The sequence below is a fragment of the Runella sp. R0.1_18 genome (assembly GCF_057652155.1).
In genome coordinates this window covers 1-2,852 of sequence record NZ_JBYFCK010000060.1, presented here as the reverse complement: position 1 = coordinate 2,852, position 2,852 = coordinate 1, and the positions used below count along the sequence as shown (strand labels likewise).

The window sequence follows — 2,852 nt, the reverse complement described above, 5'->3', positions numbered from 1 at the left end:
AGAACCAGCAGGATTAGGATAAGTAATGGTGCTTAATCTGTCTATCTTACTTTTGGCCCGAATCGGGAGTTGCAACCGGTAATCTCTTGGTAATACATTGCCATTACATTGGTAATACTTTGGTTATACATAGCGTATATACAGCTTCTAAAAATGTATAACTCGCTGATTGTCATTTATAATAAACATATCCATCAGCATTTCTCAAAAAAACCTTAAAAACGGTGCATAAAGCATTATACTGGAAATAACCGAAATTACCGCGATATACAGTAGGTATACATCAGATAAGCAAATACCCATCAACCCATTAGGTTCAGACTGGTTTTCCATGGACTTTGACAAGGTTTCTTTGGAAATGGTTTCCTAGGTTTCCTTTGTTAGGAAACGTTAGGAAACGCAAGGAAACGTTAGGAAACCTCACAGGCGTCAAAGTGTGATGATACGTAATGATACGTAAGCCCATTTTACCCACAATAATGAAGCGAAAACCACCTAATAGTTTATTCGATTTTCAGGACTGATGGAATATTGGATCCCTCTTTTAGAGGAGATTAGCGAAGATAATGGGAGATTATCGGAGATTGAAGAGAAAGCGAAGCGTTAGCAAGCCATGACTTTGTCAGGACAAAATCAAACGCAAGCTATTGGGGATTGAAACAGAAAAAGTGTATTAAGACACTAAAAGGGGGCTCCACCAAAAATACAGATAGTGATAAGAAAATGTTAAATGAGAGTCTTTTATAACGGACTGTCATGCAATTTGAGTTTACCTAATTAGTGTCTAAGGACCTCCAATGGTTTGAAAACCCGCACGCTTTCCTCAATGCGAGTGGTATGATTACGAAGTACTTTGCTCATCCTTGCTCAGGACAACAAGCAAATCAATTAATTCAAACTATAGTACAATGGCTACAACAACAAGGACTGAAAAATTGGAATCTATTATTACACTCACAATAATTTTAGCAATAATATATACTATAATAGTATTAATTGCTTCATTATTTGTCATAGCATGGTCTTGGGGTGAGAAAACTAATTTTATTCAAAAAGGTATAATTTTTTTATTATCAAAACCTTTAAGAATTGATTTGACACTTTGGGTTATTCCATTAAACGGTTTATTTTGGGGTGGAATAGCTGCAATAATTAAGTATTTTCTATTCAAGAAATAATGTAAAAAGCCCTGAAGTTCGGCTTTTTGGGTTTGAGACAATGTTCAAACCTGTTAGTGGTAATTCGTTCTTTCAACGTATTACTTCTGTTTCTAACGATACGCAGCAGGAAACCTTCACCTACCGCGACCCCTTGGGCAATTTCAACAAGATTGTACGTAGCGATTTGGTCAAATCGGGAGGGGACTGGATTGCACAAACAGTAGATAACCTTACCTTTTCTTATTCCGACACCAGAACAAACCGCATCAATAGCATTGCCGATGCCAGTAACAACACTTTAAGCTACATCCCTAACAATGGAACGTATGCCTACGATGCCAATGGCAATATGACATTTGACCCCTCAAGAGGGACAACCCTGACCAATAACTTCTTAAATCTGCCCTTCAAGTTTATCAAACCTGACGGTAGCCGCCAAGAACTTCTTTACGACGCCACAGGCCACAAGTGGCAGGAAAGAACCTTTGGAGCCAATAGTGGGGTATTAGTGGGACAAAAGACCTATTTGGAACACATGGAGTTTGAGGGTAATGAACTCGCCATAATTTACCATCCGACGGGCTTTATCCGAAAACTCAACAGTGCCAACCATTTGAGCGGTACACAAAACGGCGATGTTCAGGGTAAAACCATCACATCTACCCAAAAAATTGGAGATGGGCGATACACAGCTACTGAACAAGTGACCCTATTGCCAGGCTTTGAAGCCACCGCAAAAGATGCGTTCTTAGCTAAAATTGGCTCGGTCAGTGCTTACCAATGGCAGTACGTCTTAAAAGACCACTTGGGAAATCAACGGGTATTGTTTACTGACAAAAATGGCGATGGCTTTCTTCAACAAAGCACCGATGAAAACTCAAACGAAGTATTGGCGTTGCGTAATTACTCTGCTTTTGGCCTAGAGCTGGGTGGTAGCCATCAGAATGTCAATTACCAAAACCCCTACAAATACACGGGCAAAGAAGAAAACAGCTTCACGGGTTATTATGATTTTGGCGCTCGGTGGTCTGACCCAACGATTGGAAATCGATTTTTGCAGATTGACCCTCTGACGGAAATTGTTTCACATCTATCATCATATCAATATGGAAACCTTAACCCGATATTGTTTAATGACCCAACAGGTATGGTTTCTCAAAGGGTTCAAGACTTCAATGGCAATTGGCATGAAGTGGGAGGTAATGAAGTTATCAACGTTTATACAGAAGGAGGAGAGAATGGTGATGAAAAAGAAAAACAGGGGTATTATACAAATGGTGTGATGCGTCCTACCTCTCAACAAAATGCCATTATTAAACCCACAGAACCAAAGAAATTTGGAACACATTTTACTCCTGAAGAAAAAGCTGGACACCAAGGGGTATACCTTGGGGCTGAAATTATAGTCGGAGAAAAAGTATTAGGTTTCTTAAAAATTGGACAATGGCTAAAATCTTTGTTTAGTTTGGCAGATGAAACGACTCAAGTTATTTTAAAAAATACACTTCCTATTAGTACTGAGGGAAAATTACTTGGTTCAATTTCAAATGGTAAAATTTCTATGTACGGTAAAACTTTGGCATCAGGTAAATTTGATTTTGTCGTAATGCTAGATGAGGTTTTCGTTACAAATGGACGAAAAATAGCGGTTTGGAATCATTTCTTTTTCTTAGCCAGATAATTATATACTGT

2 protein-coding genes are annotated in these 2,852 nt (G+C 38.6%); both read left to right on the top strand.

Annotation, left to right across the window (positions count from 1 at the left end):
• Positions 1 to 908 precede the first annotated feature (908 nt).
• Positions 909 to 1,178, top strand: coding sequence for a hypothetical protein (locus AC23P2_RS30970; RefSeq protein ID WP_487776771.1), 270 nt, complete (start codon positions 909 to 911; stop codon positions 1,176 to 1,178).
• A 40-nt stretch (positions 1,179 to 1,218) separates the two neighbouring features.
• Positions 1,219 to 2,841: an RHS repeat domain-containing protein gene (locus AC23P2_RS30965; protein WP_487776770.1), complete on the top strand. Its 1,623-nt coding sequence runs from the start codon at positions 1,219 to 1,221 to the stop codon at positions 2,839 to 2,841.
• Positions 2,842 to 2,852: the final 11 nt, after the last annotated feature.